The organism is Curtobacterium sp. VKM Ac-2852 (assembly GCF_013205045.1).
Taxonomy (GTDB): Bacteria; Actinomycetota; Actinomycetes; order Actinomycetales; family Microbacteriaceae; genus Curtobacterium; species Curtobacterium flaccumfaciens.
The window spans coordinates 627,682-643,679 of sequence record NZ_JABMLI010000002.1 but is presented as its reverse complement, the minus strand read 5'-3'; the positions used below and the strand labels follow the sequence as shown (position 1 = coordinate 643,679).

The window sequence follows — 15,998 nt, the reverse complement described above, 5'->3', positions numbered from 1 at the left end:
CGTGCACCCCGTCCGCATCGACTCCCTCGACGATCCCCGTCTCGACGACTTCGCCCGGCTCACCGACGTGGCGCTCCGCCGGGTCTCGGAGCCCGCGGGTGGCCTGTACATCGCCGAGTCGAACACGGTCATCGAGCGCGCGGTCCGCGCGGGTCACGTGCCGCGGAGCATCCTGGTGCAGGAAAAGTGGCTCGACAGCGTCCTGCCTCTGGTCGCGGAGCACGACGGCCCCGTGTTCGTCGGTGCCGACGCCCTGCTCGAGGAGCTCACCGGGTTCCGCATGCACCGCGGTGCGATCGCGGCGATGGAGCGCCCCGAGCTGCCGAGCGTCGCCGACGTGGTGCGGGACGCGAAGGTCGTCGTCGTGCTCGAGGACATCGTCGACCACACGAACGTCGGCGCGGTGTTCCGCAGCGTCGCCGGCCTGGGCGCCGACGCCGTGCTCGTCAGCCCGCGGTGCGCCGACCCGCTGTACCGCCGGAGTGTCCGCGTGAGCATGGGCACGGTGCTGCAGGTGCCGTGGACCCGCATCGGCGACTGGCCCGCGGCGGGCGAGGAACTCCGCGCGCAGGGCTTCCACCTGGCCGCGATGGCACTGACCGACGAGTCCGTCGACCTCGACGCCTTCGTGGCGGACCTGCCCGACAGGGTCGCGCTCGTGATGGGCACCGAGGGGCAGGGGCTGACGCCGGCCGCGATCGCGTCGGCCGACACGACCGTCCGGATCCCGATGGCGCACGGCGTCGACTCGCTCAACGTGGCCGCGGCGAGCGCCGTCGGTCTGTGGGCGGTCACCCACGCCCGGCGGCTCGCCTCCTAGCGCACCACCGAGACCGTCGGGAGGCCCGGGGCGGCCTGGTCGGGCAGCATGCCCCCGGCGCGGATCACCAGGGCACGGTCGGCGTCCGGCCCACCGACCAGGCAGACGCCGACGGGCGCGCCGTCCACGGACAACGCCGGTGCGCTCACCGCGGGCAGCCCACCGACGCTCGCGAGCGCGGTCATCGCCGTGGTGGCGGTCCGGGTTCGCTCGAGCGCCGCGGCGTCCTCGTGGAGCAGGGGTGCGGGTCCGGGGACGGTCGGGAACAGCAGGGTCCGACCGTCCAGGGCACGGCGGATCGTCGCACGGACCTCGTCGAGACGTGCCACGGCGTCCGCGGTCGCGTCGGGGTCGTTCGCCCGTGCCACGCGGAACCGGTCACCGACGACGGTGCTCAGGGCGCCGGGGTGCGCGTCGATCCAGGAGCCGTGGGCGGCGAGGGCCTCGGCGGCCTGGACGAGCCGCATCTGCTCCTGCAGCGCTGCGGGGTCCGGGATGCCGAGGTCGCGCAGCCGGACGGTCGCGACGGGTTCGTCGAGCGCTTCGACGAAGGCGGCGAAGGCCCGGCCGACGGCCGGTTCGACGAGTGCGACGAGTTCCTCCGGCACGACGAGCACGGTCGCATCGAGCGGCCCGCCGGGCACCGACGGTGGCGGGACGGTGGCGTCGAGTGCGGCGAGCAGCACCACGGGGCTCCGCGTGAGCCACCCGACGGTGTCGAACGACGGCGCGAGCGGGAGCAGCCTGTCGCGGGACACCGTGCCGTGGGTCGTCCGGAGACCCCAGAGCCCCTGGTACGAGGCGGGGACCCGGACCGATCCCGCGGTGTCCGTGCCGATCCCGATCTCGGCCGTGCCGAGGCCGACGGCCGATGCGGATCCGCTGGACGAGCCTCCAGGCAGTCGGGTGGGAGCCGCGCTGTTCGGCGGCGTGCCGTGGTGCGCGTTCCGGCCCGTCAGGTTGTACGCGAACTCGTCGGTGCGCGCGATCCCGCGGATCGACGCACCGGCGGCGAGGAGCGCGGCGACCGCTGCGGCGGGCGCGGTCTCGACCGGTGCTTCGCGCAGGTACGTCGGGTTGCCCGCGCCGACCGGTTGGCCGGGGACCGCGTAGAGGTCCTTGACGGCGACGGTCAGGCCGTCGAGCGATCCGGAGGCGGTGGGGGCGACGAGCGGGTCGCCGACGGCCCGCCAGACGGTGGTGTCGACGGCCTTCGGGCGGCCGGTGACGTGGGCCGCTTCGATGCGCCAGCCGGTGCCGCCGTCGCGGCACCAGAGCTGGGTCTGGAGGCCCTGCCCACCCGCGGCGAACCGGGACACCGACACGACGAGGGCGCGGTCCTCGGTCAGGGGGCGGACCTCGACGTGCGTCAGCGACCGGGTCGGCACCCCACCCCGCGCCCCGCGGAACGCGCTGATCGCGTCGTGCCCGACGAGCAGGCCACGGTCGTCGCCGCGCATCGTGCCGGGGGAGTCGACGAAGGCGGCGTCGAGGGCGTCGAGGTCGTTGGCCAGCAGGGCGGTCTCGTAGGCGTCGAGCGCCTCGAGCAGTCCGTCGGGCGCCGTCGACGTGGGGGGCGTGGTCATCGGACGGGCTCCTCGAAGTCGGCCTTGCGGATGCGGGCGTGGACACCGGTGACCAGGTCCACCACCTGCGAGATGTTGAAGTCGGTCGCCGCGGACAGGTACGCGTACGCCAGGTGGCGTTCCATGCCCCAGCGCGCGCCGAGGATCGCGACGGCGTGCCGGACGCACTGCCGGACGGCCTCGTCGAGGTCGGGGTCCATGCCGGTGGGCACGAGGAACTCCTGCGTCTCGGCGACGGGCCAGACCAGGTCCCCGAAGCGCGCAGTTGCCTCGGAAGCCGGGGTCAGGTCGAAGCGGATCGTGGCGCGGAGCGAGGCCTCCATCGCGGTGAGCGCCACCTCGCCGTCGCCCTGGGCGAAGTGCGGGTCACCGACGTGGGCGAGCGCGCCGGGGACGAGCACCGGCAGGTGCAGCTGCGACCCGGCCTGCAGCAGGTTGACGTCGATGTTGCCGCCGTGGCGACCGGGCGGGACGGAGTGCAGCCGCTCCCCGGGGGTGGCGACGCCCATGATCCCGAGGAACGGGGCGAGGGGGAAGTGCGCGAAGCGGTCGCGGGCGGCGGTGAGCGGGATGCGGCCCCGCCGGCCCCCGTCGGTGTCCACGACGTCGGCGAAGACGCTCACCGTCGTGCCGTCGACCGGGAACTCACCGTGCAGGGCACCGCGGCCGTGCCGGTTCGACACGACCCCGTAGTGCACCCGGGGCAGGGTCTCGAGGACCGTCATCGTCAGCACGTCCCCGGGACGGGCACCGCGCACCGCGATCGGCCCGGACACCACGTGTGGACCGTCCGCCGCGGGGTCGCGGTGGCCGGAGCGGGCGATCGCGACGGCGTCGGCGAGGACGTGCTCCGGTGCGACGCCGTGGCCGCCGAACCAGGCAACGGGGTCGCTGCCCTGGTCGGGGAGGATCCCCTCGTGGCTGACCGTGTCGATGGTGACCGACTCACCCGGGGCGATCGTCAGGGCCGGGGTGTCACCCTCGCCCGGCAGGCGACCCCACAGGACGGCCTCAGGGTCGACCGGCAGGAAGTGGTCGCCGCGGACGGGTCCGGCGCCGGGCTGCAGGGTCGCCACCGCCGGGGCGGTGGTCTCGTGTGCGGTGGTCATCGGTCCGTCCTCCGTTCGACCAGGTGGGCCACGTCGGCGAGGTGGTCGGCCATCGCCCGCGTCGCGCCCTCGACGTCGTGCTCCCGGATCCGCCCGAGGATCCGCTCGTGCCACTCGAACGACGACCGGCGCCCCTCGCTGGTGCTGTGCGAGCGGGCGCGCACGTCCTGCACCCAACCGCTGCTGAGCTCGCACAACGACACGAGCAGGGGGTTGCCCGAGGTGCGGGCGACCTGCACGTGGAAGGCGACGTCCTGGGCGAGCGACTCCTCCGGGCTCAGACCAGCGTGCGTCGCGGCGAGGATGCGTTCCAGGGTCAGCAGGTCGGCCTCGCCAGCCCGCGCCGCCGCGAGTCCGGCGACCTGCGGCTCGACGACGGTCCGGAACTCGGCCACGTGCTCGGCCCGGTGGTCCAGGTCGTCGCGGTGGTGGTCGAGCAGGGCGGACGCCTCCTCCGGTCGCGGCAGCACGACGGTGCCACGGCCGGGGGTCCGGGAGACCAGACGACGGCGCTCGAGTTCCTGCAGCGCCTCGCGGATGGTCGTGCGGGACACGGCGAGGTCCTCGGCGAGGGTGCGTTCCGGCGGCAGCTTGTCGCCGGGCTGCAGGTCGTCGAGCACGAGCGTGCCGAGGTGGGCGGCGGTCGCCGCGCTCAGGGTCCGTCCACGGTGCATGCCCTCGACCGTAGGGCCGGTTGGTCTGCTTGGTTCATTGGTACGACCATCTTTTACACGGCCGTCACACGCGGCGTCGGAACCCGAAACACGGCGGGCGAATGGTGGACCACGTCCCCACCCGCACCGACCGGAAGAGGGTTCGACGTGGACCTGGTCCTCACCAACGCACGGCTGACCGACGGCCGATCCGTCGACGTCGCGATCGCCGACGGCGTGATCGTCAGCGTGACCGACGCGCTGCCCGGTCCGGGCTCGGCGCACGGCACCGACACCGGTGCTGCTCCCACCCGCGTGGTCGACTGCGCCGGGCGCGTGGTCATCCCCGGGCTCATCGAGGCGCACCTGCACGTCGACAAGGCCCTGCTCGACCGGGAACGCCCGAACCCCGACGGCACCCTCGCCGGCGCCATCGCCGTCACGGGGGAGCTCAAGCGCGGCTTCACCCACGCCACCGTCCGCGACCGCGCCCGCACCCTGCTCGACCAGGCCGTCACGAACGGCACGACGCTCGTCCGCGCACACCCCGACGTCGACCCGATCGTCGGACTCACCGGCGTCGAGGTGCTGCTCGACCTGCGCGACGAGTACCGGGAGGCCCTCGACCTGCAGATCGTCGCGTTCCCCCAGGAGGGCATCGCCAAGGCACCGGGCACCCTCTCGCTGCTCCGTCAGGCGCTCGCCGCGGGGGCGGACGTCATCGGGGGCTGCACCTACAACGAGCACACCCTGGCCGCGTGCCACGAACACGTCGAGACCGTCCTGGACCTCGCCGAGGAGTTCGGGGTGCCGGCCGACCTGCACGCCGACTTCGCCGACGACACCTCCGACCCGCGGTACGCCCTCGCCGGGCACATCGCCGACCGCGTGACCGCCCGCGGGCTGCAGGGACGGGTGGCGCTCGGTCACGTGACCTCGGTCGCGAGCCTGCCCCGCGGCGAGCGCCGGGTGCTGTTCGACCGCCTCGCTGCCGCCGGGGTCGCCGTGGTGCCGCTGCCCGCGACCGACCTGCACCTGGGGGGACGGTCCGACGACCACGACGTGCGGCGCGGGGTCGTGCCGGTCCGCGAACTCTGGGACGCCGGGGTCACGAGCGCCTACGCGTCGAACAACGTCCGGAACGCCTTCACCCCGTTCGGCAACGCCGACCTGCTCGACGTCGGGCTGCTCCTGGCGCAGACCGGACACCTGTCCGGCCCGGACGACCTGCGACGGGTGCTCGCCATGGCCACCAGCGGGGCGGCCGAGGTCGTCGGTGTCGCGGACACCCACGGCATCCGGCCCGGCGCCGCCGCCGACCTCGTCGTGCTCTCCACCACCGACCCGGACGGCGTCCTGCTCGACCGGCCGGACCGTGCCCTCGTCGTCAAGCGCGGCCGGGTCGTCGCCGAGACCACCCGGACCGTCCGTCTCACCACCAGCCCCACCACGAACCGATCGAAGGAACTCAGCCATGCGTGAACGGATCCCGCACGAGATCGTCGCCTCCGTCCTGGCCGGTGCCACGGCGTTCATCGGGGGCAACGCCCTGCACCTGCCGACCTGGGCGATCTTCATCAGCTGGGCGGGGATGTTCCTGCTCGGCGGCAAGCCGACGCTGCGGAACGCCACCCGCCTGTGGGCCGCGATGCCGATCGGGTCGGCGTTCGCCCTGGTCATCGTCCTGCTCGACCAGCGGTTCGGCACCCTGTTCGGCGAGGGGCAGGCGGCGCAGAACACCGTGCTGGCGCTGCTCATCCTCGTCGTGAACTGCGCCCTGATGTACACGGGTCGCACGAAGCTGTTCGGGCTCGTCCCGGGGATGTTCCTCGGGTTCGCCTCGTTCTTCGCGACGTGCTTCGGCGGCTTCGGCTTCGACCCGGGAAACGCCTGGGCAGCCTGGGTGTCGGTCGTGCTGATGAACGCGCTCGGTCCGGTGTTCGCGTACCTGTCCCGCCGCCTGACCTTCGCCCGGCCCGAGCCGGCCGGCACCGTCGTCGAGGCCGAGGCCGAGGCCGACGCCGTCGTCGCGGCCAGCGGCGCAGTGGCCACCGGCGCAGTGGCCCCGGCCCCGGCCCCGGCTCCGGAACGCCAGCCCGACCAGCCCGTCGCAGCCTCGGCCTAGGAGCGGACCGGTACGCTCGGGTCCCGTGTCACCAGTCGTCCGCCGCCCCCGCTCCGCCGTCCGGAGGCCGGTCACGATCTCGGTGGTCGCCGTCCTGCTCCTCGTCGCCGGCTACCTCGTCGCTGCGGCGGTCGTGCCGTTCGCCCCCGCGAACGCGAGCACCACCACCTACTCGGCACCCACGACGAGCGTGCCGGACCTGCGGTTCCCCGGCTACGGTGCCACGGCGGTCGAGGCGACCGACTTCCCGGAGAGCCTCCGCACCAGCGGCGACACGAAGCCCCGGCCGATCGCGAGCATCTCGAAGATCGTCACCGCTCTCGTCGTCCTCGACGCGAAGCCCCTCGAGCGGGGCGAGCCGGGGCCCTCGATCGCGTTCAACCCGGAGATGCAGGGGTTGTACGCCAAGTACGCGGCGGTAAACGGCGAGGTCGCGCCGATGCCAGCCGGACTGAAGCTGTCCGAGTACCAGACCCTGCAGGTCATGCTGATGAAGTCGGCGAACAACTACGCCGGGGCCCTCGCCATCTGGGCGTTCGGGTCGCTGGAGGCGTACGACCGTGCCGCGGACGCGTGGCTCGACCGGCAGGGCCTCGACGACACCACGATCGAGGAGCCGACCGGCCTCGACGCGGACAACCGGTCCACCGCGACCGACCTGGTGGCGCTCGGTCAGCTCGCGCTCGCGAACCCGGTCGTGCAGCAGGTCGTCGGGACGAAGCAGGCGACCGTGCCCGGTGCGGGGCAGATCGAGAACTCGAACAAGCTCCTCGGCCTCGACGGCATCGAGGGGATCAAGACCGGCACCCTCGACGAGGCCGGCGCCTGTCTGCTGTTCGCGGCGACGTACGAACGCGGTGGCAGGAACGTCACCGTCGTCGGTGTGATGCTCGGCGGTGTCGACCACGACTCCCTCGACGTCGACGTGCAGCGGTTGCTGCGGTCCGTGGCGGACAACTTCCAGGTGGTGACCCTCACCCACCAGGGGCAGACCTTCGGCACCTTCTCGACCCCGTGGCAGGACGAGGCCGACGCGGTCACGACGAAGGCCGCCGAGGTGCTCGTGTGGGGCAAGACCACCGTCACCGCGAAGGCGAAGCTGCAGCAGGTGACCTTCGGCACGAAGGGCGAGCGGGTCGGGCAGGTCCGGTTCCGCATCTCCGACCACGACCCGGTCACGGTGCCGCTCGCGCTCGAGCGCACGATCGACGACCCCGGCGTCTGGTGGCGCTGGACGAACCCGTTCCAGGGGGCGTGACGCCCGTCGTCCGCCGACCGTAGAGTCGGTCGGGTGACGACGATGACGACGTTCCCCCGGACCACCCCCGCCGCCCTCGGCATCGATCCCGGCGGCGTGACCGCCCTGCTCGACGCCCTCGAGTCCACGCCCGACGTGGAGCCGCACAGCATCATGCTGCTCCGGCACGGCCAGGTGGCGGCCGAGGGCTGGTGGCACCCCTACGCCGCCGACCGCGTGCACCTGCTCTACTCGTTGAGCAAGAGCTTCACCGCCGCGGGGGTCGGCATCGCCGTCCGGGCGGGCCTGATCGACCTCGACGCGACCGTGCTGTCGTACTTCCCGGAGCTCGACGCCGACGTCACCGACGAACGCAGCCGCCGCATCCGCGTCCGGCACCTGCTCGCGATGGCGAGCGGCCACCGCGAGGAGACGATCGACCGCGCCCAGGCCCTCGACCCGACGAACACCGTGCGCGGGTTCCTGCTGCTCCCGCCGGACGCGGAGCCCGGCACGGTCTTCGCCTACAACCAGCCGTGCACCTACACCCTCGCCGAGATCGTCCGGCGGGTGACCGGCGGTTCCCTCGTCGCGTGGCTCCGCCCGCACCTGCTCGACCCGCTCGGCATCGACGACCTCGCCTGGCGCCGCGACGACACCGGCGCGGAACTCGGGTACAGCGGGTGCTACGCCCCGACCGACGCGGTCGCCAAGCTCGGCCAGCTGTACCTGCAGGGCGGCGTCTGGGACGGCGAGCGGATCCTCGACGCCGACTGGGTCGAGCAGGCGACCAGCACGCAGGTCGCCAACCCGGACGAGGCCAACCCCGACTGGTCCCAGGGCTACGGCTTCCAGTTCTGGATGGCCCGTCACGGCTTCCGCGGCGACGGCGCCTACGGGCAGTTCTGCGTCGTCCTGCCGGAGCAGGACGTCGTGCTCGCGATGACCGGCCAGAGCCTCGACATGCAGGCCGTCCTCGACGCGGTCTGGGAGCACCTGCTGCCCGCCGTCGACCGCACGCCCGACGCGGGCTCGGCATCCGCCCTGGAGGCCCGGCTCGCCTCCCTGGGACTGCCCGCCGTGGACGGTGGTCCGCTGCAGGGCCTCGCCGACGTCGGTCCGCTGGCCCGCGACGGCGACGGGTGGCGGCTCACGCTCGACGTCGACGGCGGATCCCTGTCGGTGCCGGTCGGGCAGGGGGAGTGGGCCGTCGAGGGCCCGCTCGCCGCGAGCGGTGCCGTCGCGGACGACGGGACGGTCCGTCTCGACGTGCGGTTCGTCGAGACCCCGCACCTGGCGCACGTCCGGATCGACCTCGGCACCGGATCGACGACGACGAGCTGGCAGACCGAGCCGCTGCACGACGGACCGCTCACGCTGCGGCGCCCCGCGGACTGAGGGCTCCGCGGCCCCGCGGCACCTCGGCCCCGCGCCGCGTCGCGTCGCGTCGCGTCGCGTCTACGGGGTGTCGGAGGGGTGCTCGGTGACGATCTGCAGCTCGGGTCGCTTCGCCGACACCCCGTCGCCGGACGAGGTGTGCTTGATGCGCCGGACCACCCACGGCACCAGGTACTCCCGGGCCCAACCGAGGTCCTCGGCACGGGCCTCGCGCCACGGCCGAGCCTCGAGCGGGTCCGGGTTGAACGGTTCGAGCCCGTGCGGCACGCCGAGGGTGTCGAGCACCGCCGCGGCGATCGTCGAGTGGCCCATCGGGGAGTGGTGCAGGCGGTCCGGAGCCCACATCCGCGGGTCCCGGAGCACCCGGAGTGCCCACATGTTCGCCACCAGGGCGCCGTGCTTCAGGGCGATGGCGTGCAGGTTCTCGTTGTAGATCGCCGTCTTGCCGCGGACCATGCCGAGCACCGGGGTCATCCCGACGTCCGGGCCGGTGAACAGCACGACGGTGGCTCCGTCGCGGCGCAGGTCGGCGACGAGGCGGTCCACGCGCTCGGCGAGCTCGTCCGGGTCCGAGCCGGGGCGGATGATGTCGTTGCCGCCGGCGGACACCGTGATGAGGTCCGGGTGCAGGGCGACGGCGGCCTCGGCCTGCTCGTCGATGATCTGCTGCAGCAGCCGCCCGCGGATCGCGAGGTTCGCGTAGGCGAAGTCGTCGGTCTGGTGTGCGAGCACCTCGGCGACGCGGTCCGCCCAGCCGCGGTTGCCGCCCGGGACGGTGGGGTCGGGATCCCCGATCCCCTCGGTGAACGAGTCACCGATCGCGACGTACCTGGTCCAAGGATGACGATCTGACACGTTCCGGACCCTAGTCTCGTGGCATGACGAAGGCCAACACGGACGCCGTCGGCTGGTCGGTGCCGGACGAGATGCTCGACCGCATCGCCGAGCGTGCCCCCGGCTACGACGCCGCGAACGCGTTCTGCACCGAGGACCTCGACGAGCTCCGCGCCGCCGGCTACCTGCGGATCGGTGTCCCCGTCGAGCAGGGCGGGGCGGGGCTCGGCCTCCGTGGCACCGCGCGGGTGCAGCGCGCCCTCGCCCAGGCCGCGCCGGCGACGGCACTCGGCCTCGGCATGCACCAGGTGTGGGTGCAGGCGGCCCGCGCCGTGCGTGCGCGAGGCGAGTCGTTCCTCCAGGCCGTCACCGACCACGCTGCGGACGACCACCTGCTCGCCTTCGGGGTGAGCGAACCCGGCAACGACGCCGTGCTGTTCGACTCGTCGACGACGGCTGAGCCGGACGGCGACGGCGGGTACCGGTTCACCGGCACGAAGGTGTCCACGTCCCTCGCACCGGCGTGGGACGTCATGAGCGTCTTCGGCAAGGACACCTCGGGGCCGGAGCCACGGCTCGTGCACGGGTTCGTCCTGCGATCCGACGGTGACGTCGAGCACCTGGACGACTGGGACACGCTCGGGATGCGCGCGACGCAGAGCCGCACCACGAAACTGCACGGCGTGCACGTCCCCGCCGACCGCATCGTCCGGTCGCTGCCGGTCGGGCCGAACCAGGACCCGCTCGTGTTCGGGATCTTCGCGTCGTTCGAGCTCCTCATCGCGTCGGTGTACGTGGGCGTCGCGGAGCGCGCGATCACCCTCGCGACGGCCGCCGTGGCGGGTCGCACCGCGGCCGACGGCACCAGGCGGTCGCAGGACCCCGACGTGCGCCGGGCGATCGCCGACCTGCGCGGTGCGGTGGACGCGATCACGCTGCAGGTCGACTCGCTGGCGCGGTCGGTCGACGAGCTCGACGACCTCGGAGCCCGCTGGTTCCCGCTGCTCGTCGGCACCAAGGCCCGGGCCGTGGACACGGCGCAGCACGTCGTGGACGAGGCCATGCGCGTCGTCGGCGGCTCGGCGTTCCGGTCGTCGAGCGAGCTGGCGCGGCTGGCGCGTGACGTCCGGGCGGGGCAGTACCACCCGTCGTCGCGGGACTCCGCGGCGCGGACGATCGCCGCGTCGGTGCTCGGCCCGCTCGGCTGAGCGCCGCGCTCGCACCGTGCGAGGCGCTGCGCTCCGGGGCGGTCCGGGGCGCTCCGGTGCGAGGTTCCGCACGTGGTGGCACCCGTGCCCCCTCGCACCACGTCCGGAACCTCGCACCGTCCGATCGCGATCGGCCCGGGCACGGCGATGTCGGCGGTGCCTGGCATCATCTCGGTGTGAGCAAGCAGGACGGACGGAACCGCCTCGTCTCCGACGCACCGGTGGACGACGTCTCGGCGACCGTGCTGCACGTCGACATGGACGCCTTCTTCGCCTCCGTCGAACTGCTCGACCGCCCCGACCTCGTGGGCCTGCCGGTCATCGTCGGGCACGACTCCGACCGCTCCGTCGTCACCGCCGCCACCTACGAAGCCCGTCGCTACGGCGTCAACTCGGCGATGCCGATGGCCGTCGCCAAGCGCCGCTGCCCGAACGCCGTCATCGTCGAACCGCACTTCGAGAAGTACCGGGCGCAGTCCGCCGCGGTGATGGCGATCTTCGACCGGTTCACCCCGCGGGTCGAGCGCCTCGGCATCGACGAGGCGTTCCTCGACGTCGCCGGCGCCCTCCGGCTGTACGGCACCCCGTGGCAGATCGGCCAGGCCATCCGCCGCACGGTCCTCGCCGAGACCGGTCTGCACTGCTCCGTCGGCGCGGCGTCGACCAAGTTCGTCGCGAAGCTCGCCTCCAGCCGGTCGAAGCCGGACGGCCTGCTCGTGGTCCCCGCTGCCGACACCGTGGCGTTCCTGCACCCGCAGCCGGTGTCCGCGCTCTGGGGCGTCGGCGGCAAGACGCAGGAGACGCTCGAACGCCGGGGCATCCGCACGGTCGGCGACCTGGCGAACACCCCGCTCGGGTCGCTGGTGTCGGCACTCGGCCCGGCCGGCGGGCAGCGGCTGCACGACCTGTCCTGGGGTCGGGACCCCCGCGTGGTCGACACCGGCGTCGGCGAGAAGTCGATCGGGCACGAGGTCACGTTCGGCCGCGACCTGACCGAGCGCGACGACGTCGCCCGCGAACTCCTGCGCCTGGCCGACAAGGTCGCCGTCCGCCTGCGCCAGGCCGACGTGCAGGCCCGGACCGTGGCACTCAAGGTCCGCTACACCGACTTCACCACCCTGACCCGGTCGCGCACCCTGGCGGAGCCCACCGACGTCGCGAAGCGCCTGCACCGCGAAGCCGTCGAGCTGTACGACGTGCTGCACCGACCGGGCAACCAGATCCGGCTGATCGGGGTGCGCGGCGAGAACCTCGTGCCCGCGGCCGCCAGCAACGCCCTGTGGGACGACGACGCGCCGTGGCGTGACACCGAGACCACGGTCGACGCGGTCGCCGCACGCTTCGGCGCCGGCGTGCTGCGACCGGCATCCCTGGTCCGCCGGACCCCTGACGGCGGCGTCCCGCACGCTCGGCAGGACTGACGGTGGCGGTAGAATCGGGTTCAGTGAGCGCAGCGGAGTACGAAGACCAGCAGCCCGCCACGCTGTGGGCGGAGTCGGGTGACGACCAGTCCGGCGCAGGCGGATCGTCGTCGACGCACGACGGCAGCCCGGCGTACCAAACCCAGGCGCAGGGTGACGCCGCCCGTGACGAAGCCGACGCCGCAGCCCTGGCCGAAGCGGCCGGCAACTCGGCCGTCCAGCACCTGTCGCCGGCGTTCCCGGACCGGGCCGCCTGGGGCACGGCGTCGAAGCTCCGCGCCTGGCAGATCGAAGCGCTCACGAAGTACTTCGAGAAGGAACCCCGCGACTTCCTCACGGCCGCGACCCCCGGCGCCGGCAAGACCACCTTCGCGCTGCGGCTGGCGACCGAGCTCCTCGCCCGCGGCACCGTCGACCGCATCGTCGTCGTGGCCCCGACCGAGCACCTGAAGCGCCAGTGGGCCGACTCCGCCGACCGTGTCGGGATCCGGATCGACCCGATGTTCAAGAACGGCGACGGCATGTTCGGCCGGCACTACCAGGGCGTCGCGATCACCTACGCCCAGGTCGGCATGAACCCCGAGGTGCACAAGCGCATCACCGAGGGCGGCCGCACCCTGGTCGTCCTCGACGAGGTCCACCACGGTGGCGACGCCCTGACGTGGGGCGACGGCATCAGAGAGGCGTTCTCCGGCGCGACCCGCCGACTCTCGCTGTCGGGGACCCCGTTCCGGTCCGACACCGCACCGATCCCGTTCGTGCAGTACGCCCCCGACGAGCAGGGCATCCGCACCTCGATCTCCGACTACAACTACGGCTACGGCCGAGCCCTGAAGGACGGCGTCGTCCGCCCCGTGCTGTTCATGGCCTACGCCGGACAGATGCGCTGGAAGACCCGGATGGGCGACGAGATGTCGGCGTCCCTGGGCGAACAGGTCACGAAGGACATCACGGCCCAGGCCTGGCGCACCGCACTGTCACCCGAGGGCGAGTGGATGCCGGCCGTGCTCTCCGCCGCCGACAAGCGCCTGACCGAGGTCCGTCGCGGTGTGCCCGACGCCGGCGGTCTGGTCATCGCCACCGACACCACCACGGCGCGCGCCTACGCCCGGATCCTGCAGCAGATCACGGGGGAGCGTCCCACCGTGGTGCTGTCCGACGAAGCCGCCGGGTCGAGCCGCATCAGCGCGTTCGCCGAGGACACCTCGCGCTGGATGGTGGCCGTCCGCATGGTCTCCGAGGGCGTCGACGTCCCACGGCTCTGCGTCGGCGTGTACGCCACGAGCGCGAGCACGCCGCTGTTCTTCGCCCAGGTGATCGGACGCTTCGTTCGTGCCCGTCGCCGCGGGGAGACCGCGAGTGTCTTCCTGCCGAGCGTCCCCGGCCTGATGGCCCTCGCCGCCACCCTCGAGCTCGAGCGCGACCACGCCCTCGACCGCCCGAAGGACGCCGACGACGGCATGTACAACCCCGAAGACGCGATGGTCGCCGAGGCCAACAAGGAAGACCGCGCGTCCGAGAGCCTGCTCGAGGTCCAGCCGTTCGAGGCGCTCGACTCGCAGGCGTCGTTCGACCGCGTCCTCTACGACGGCGGTGAGTTCGGCACCGGCGGCGAGGTCGGTTCCCTCGAGGAGCTCGACTTCATCGGCATCCCCGGGCTGCTCGAACCCGACCAGGTGCGCGACCTCCTGCGCGCCCGGCAGGCCACCCAGGCCAAGCGCTCCAAGGGCCGCACGGCCAAGGACGGCATGCCGAAGGCGCCCGAGCCCGACCGCCCGATGTACATGACGATCAAGGAGCAGCGCACCGAGCTCGCCCGGCTCGTGTCGATCTGGTCCCGGCACTCGAACGAACCGCACGGTGCGATCCACGCCGAACTCCGGCGGATCAGCGGTGGCCCGGCCGTGGCGCAGGCGAGCATCGAGCAGATCCAGAAGCGCATCGACATCCTGCGCTCCCGCATCGGCGGGCGACGGTGACCGCGGCGTGATCGAGCCGGTCGACGACCGCACCTGGTACGTCAAGCGCGACCCCGAGGCGTCACCCGAGGCGATCATCGACCGCTTCGGCGGCGGCTACCGACTGCGCCGCTTCTCGCTGACCGAGTCCCGCCGCACCCCGCACGGGGTGTACACGGGGCCCGAACTGGCCGAGACCGCGTGGTGGCGGCTCCGCGACAGGCCGCGGAACTCATGACGCGCCAAGCCAAAGTCCGGTAGACCGGAGGAATGGCAGACTCGATCCCTCACGTCCTCGTCCTCGGCGGCGGCTCCGCTGGCTACACCACGGTCAAGCAGCTCCAGAAGCACGCGGCCACGGTGCCCATGCGCATCACGCTCGTGGACCAGAACACCTACTACACGTACCTGCCGTTCCTGCCCGAGGTCGCCGGTGGCCACATCGCGCCGAAGGACGTCACCGTCGAGCTGCGCCGTGCACTGCGCAAGACCCGGGTGATCCAGGGCAAGGTCACCGCGATCTCCTCGGCGGACAAGACCGTCTCGATCGCGACCGCCGGCGGCGACGACCGCACCCTCGGCTACGACCACCTCGTCGTCGCCCTCGGTTCCGTCACCCGCACCTTCCCGACCCCCGGGCTCGAGGAGTACGGCGTCGGCTTCAAGAGCGTCGAAGAGGCCGCCTACGTGCGCGCCAAGCTCCTCGACAACATCGCGAAGGCCGCCGCCACCCGCGACGAGGACGAGCGTCGCCGTCTGCTGACCAGCGTCTTCGTCGGCGGTGGCTACACCGGCGTCGAGGCGATCGGTGAGCTGTTCGACGTGTCGCAGGCCGCCATCAAGACCTACCCGTCGCTCGCCGGTGAGCAGCCCCGCTGGGTGCTCATCGACGCCCTCGACCGCGTCGCGCCCGAGGTCGGCCCCGAGCTGTCCAAGTGGACGCTCGAGTCGCTCCGTGCCCGGGGCATCGACGTCCGCCTGAAGACCACCATGCCGAGCGCCGAGGGCGGCGTCGTCAAGTTCTCCGACGGCGACGAGTTCGCCACCGGTCTGCTCGTCTGGACCGCGGGCGTCAAGCCGAACCCGCTCCTCGACGCCTCCGACCTGCCGCGCGGGCCGAAGGGCCACCTCGCCGCGAACGCGAAGCTCCAGGTCGAGGCCGAGGACACCCACCAGGTCGTCGAGGGCGTCTGGGGTCTCGGTGACGTCGCGCAGGTGCCCGACCTGACCGCCGACAAGCAGCCGGCGTTCTACCCGCCGAACGCGCAGAACGCCGTGCGTCAGGCCGTGGTCGCCGCCGACAACATCGTCGCGACCATCACCGGCAAGCCGCTCGAGGAGTACCGCCACCCCTCCATCGGCACCGTCGCGTCGTACGGTGTCGGCAAGGGTGCCGCGAACATCAAGGGCATCAAGATGACCAACCTGCTCGCGTGGCTCGCGCACCGCGCGTACCACGTGTACGCGATGCCGACCCTGAACCGGAAGGCCCGCATCATCATCGGCTGGATCACCGGTGCCGTGTCGGGTCGCGACGCGACCTCGCTCATCAAGGAAACCGATCCGCGACGCAACTTCGTCGAGGCGTCGAAGAGCTAGACCCACCCACAGATCGGACGGGAGGCGCGGTGCCAGCTGGCACCGCGCCT

The 15,998-nt window shown here is 72.8% G+C and carries 14 protein-coding genes; 10 read left to right on the top strand and 4 right to left on the bottom strand.

Translation table 11 applies throughout. The features are described 5' to 3' along the window. Position 1: 1 nt before the first annotated feature. Positions 2–820, top strand: coding sequence for an RNA methyltransferase (locus tag HQQ79_RS09505; protein WP_173033914.1), 819 nt, complete (start codon positions 2–4; stop codon positions 818–820). Here HQQ79_RS09505 and HQQ79_RS09500 read toward each other — a convergent pair. Genes HQQ79_RS09500 through HQQ79_RS09490 form a run of 3 tightly spaced genes read right to left on the bottom strand, consistent with a single transcriptional unit; the run spans position 817 to position 4,189 of the window. Next, on the bottom strand, positions 817–2,406 hold the full coding sequence (locus HQQ79_RS09500) for an AtzH-like domain-containing protein (protein ID WP_173033912.1): 1,590 nt from the start codon (positions 2,404–2,406) through the stop codon (positions 817–819). The genes HQQ79_RS09505 and HQQ79_RS09500 overlap by 4 nt on opposite strands. Then, complete coding sequence (locus tag HQQ79_RS09495; RefSeq protein WP_173033910.1) at positions 2,403–3,515, bottom strand: acetamidase/formamidase family protein; 1,113 nt, start codon at positions 3,513–3,515, stop codon at positions 2,403–2,405. Before HQQ79_RS09495 ends, HQQ79_RS09500 begins: the two co-directional genes overlap by 4 nt. Then, positions 3,512–4,189, bottom strand: coding sequence for a FadR/GntR family transcriptional regulator (locus tag HQQ79_RS09490; protein ID WP_071244719.1), 678 nt, complete (start codon positions 4,187–4,189; stop codon positions 3,512–3,514). The genes HQQ79_RS09495 and HQQ79_RS09490 overlap by 4 nt, the downstream gene beginning before the upstream one ends. A gap of 147 nt (positions 4,190–4,336) precedes the next feature. On the opposite strand from HQQ79_RS09490, the gene HQQ79_RS09485 reads away from it, so the two are divergent. From HQQ79_RS09485 to HQQ79_RS09470, 4 genes are read left to right on the top strand one after another with little or no spacing between them, the layout of a single operon-like run. Continuing rightward, entirely contained in the window at positions 4,337–5,650 is a 1,314-nt protein-coding gene (locus HQQ79_RS09485; protein ID WP_173033908.1) for an amidohydrolase family protein, read from the top strand. Next, on the top strand, positions 5,643–6,293 hold the full coding sequence (locus HQQ79_RS09480; RefSeq protein ID WP_173033906.1) for a DUF1097 domain-containing protein: 651 nt from the start codon (positions 5,643–5,645) through the stop codon (positions 6,291–6,293). Before HQQ79_RS09485 ends, HQQ79_RS09480 begins: the two co-directional genes overlap by 8 nt. Positions 6,294–6,318: 25 nt before the next feature. Beyond that, on the top strand, positions 6,319–7,551 hold the full coding sequence (locus HQQ79_RS09475) for a D-alanyl-D-alanine carboxypeptidase (protein ID WP_173033904.1): 1,233 nt from the start codon (positions 6,319–6,321) through the stop codon (positions 7,549–7,551). A gap of 42 nt (positions 7,552–7,593) precedes the next feature. Beyond that, positions 7,594–8,928 (top strand): serine hydrolase, encoded by a 1,335-nt coding sequence (locus HQQ79_RS09470; protein WP_173034341.1) that lies wholly within the window; start codon positions 7,594–7,596, stop codon positions 8,926–8,928. Positions 8,929–8,988: 60 nt separating this feature from the next. Here HQQ79_RS09470 and HQQ79_RS09465 read toward each other — a convergent pair whose 3' ends face one another. Continuing rightward, positions 8,989–9,783, bottom strand: coding sequence for an SGNH/GDSL hydrolase family protein (locus HQQ79_RS09465; protein WP_071244716.1), 795 nt, complete (start codon positions 9,781–9,783; stop codon positions 8,989–8,991). 23 nt (positions 9,784–9,806) lie between these two features. On the opposite strand from HQQ79_RS09465, the gene HQQ79_RS09460 reads away from it, so the two are divergent. The 5 genes from HQQ79_RS09460 to HQQ79_RS09440 all read left to right on the top strand — a co-directional run bounded on the left by HQQ79_RS09460 (position 9,807) and on the right by HQQ79_RS09440 (position 15,948). Further along, on the top strand, positions 9,807–10,970 hold the full coding sequence (locus tag HQQ79_RS09460; RefSeq protein WP_173033902.1) for an acyl-CoA dehydrogenase family protein: 1,164 nt from the start codon (positions 9,807–9,809) through the stop codon (positions 10,968–10,970). Between the two features lie 176 nt (positions 10,971–11,146). Further along, positions 11,147–12,391 (top strand): DNA polymerase IV, encoded by a 1,245-nt coding sequence (gene dinB / locus HQQ79_RS09455; protein ID WP_027465653.1) that lies wholly within the window; start codon positions 11,147–11,149, stop codon positions 12,389–12,391. 188 nt (positions 12,392–12,579) lie between these two features. Further along, a complete protein-coding gene (locus HQQ79_RS09450) occupies positions 12,580–14,370 on the top strand; it encodes a DEAD/DEAH box helicase (protein ID WP_027465652.1) in 1,791 nt (596 codons plus the stop codon). Between the two features lie 7 nt (positions 14,371–14,377). Continuing rightward, positions 14,378–14,587: a hypothetical protein gene (locus HQQ79_RS09445; protein ID WP_173033900.1), complete on the top strand. Its 210-nt coding sequence runs from the start codon at positions 14,378–14,380 to the stop codon at positions 14,585–14,587. Positions 14,588–14,619: 32 nt separating this feature from the next. Then, positions 14,620–15,948 (top strand): NAD(P)/FAD-dependent oxidoreductase, encoded by a 1,329-nt coding sequence (locus HQQ79_RS09440; RefSeq protein WP_027465651.1) that lies wholly within the window; start codon positions 14,620–14,622, stop codon positions 15,946–15,948. Positions 15,949–15,998 lie beyond the last annotated feature (50 nt).